Annotated in this window: 1 protein-coding gene; it reads left to right on the forward strand. The window is 43.9% G+C overall.

Features of this window, described 5'->3' with window-relative positions; all coding sequences use genetic code 11:
* Positions 1 to 857, forward strand: an 857-nt coding sequence (locus A3763_RS23575) for a hypothetical protein (protein ID WP_231872303.1), incomplete at both ends; no start/stop codon positions are given.

The following is an 857-nucleotide window of genomic DNA, read 5'->3' on the forward strand; positions in this document are numbered from 1 at the left end:
TTTGAAATGCCTGGCCCGGCGCAACATTTTTCTGATCAACGAGCAACAGTTATCTCCAGAGCAAGGGGAATGGGTTAATCAGTATTTCAAAGACAATGTTCTGCAATACATTAACCCTATAATGTGCGAGGGAAAAATCGACCTTGCTCAGGTATTGGATGATGACATCACCTACCTTGCGGTCGAACTAATTCGCAAAGGCGAATCTAGATATAGTTTGGTTGAAGTACCCTCAGACGATATGAGCCGTTTCATTGAGCTACCTAGAATCAAGGGGCAAAAGCGCCGCTGCATCATCATGCTTGATAATATTATTCGCTACTCTCTGAAGAGCGTCTTCAAAGGCAATTATAAGTTTGATGAAATTCATGCCTATTCCATGAAGATGACTCGTGATGCGGAATACGGGCTATCTGAAGATATTGACCAATCTCTACTAGAGCAGATGTCACTCAGCATTAAGCAACGCATGACAGCTGAGCCAGTTCGCTTTGTCTATGACAGGGAAATGCCGAAATCCACACTGAACTACTTGCTTGATAAAATCGGCATCTCAAATTATGACGCCGTCATCCCGGGTGGCCGCTATCACAACTTCAGAGACTTCATCAGTTTCCCTAATATCGGGCGCAACTATTTAGAATATTCACCGCTTCCGAGAATCGAAAGCAAGAAGTTCGCCGCTCACAAAAGCAGCTTCCAGGCGATTTCTGAAGGCGATATTTTACTTTATTACCCGTATCACAAGTTCAACCATTTCACCGAGTTCGTACGGCAGGCATCATACGATCCTAAAGTTGAACATATCAGTATCAGCATTTATCGCGTCGCCAAAAAAAGCCGAATTATCGATGCCC

This window comes from Oleiphilus sp. HI0128 (genome assembly GCF_001635365.1).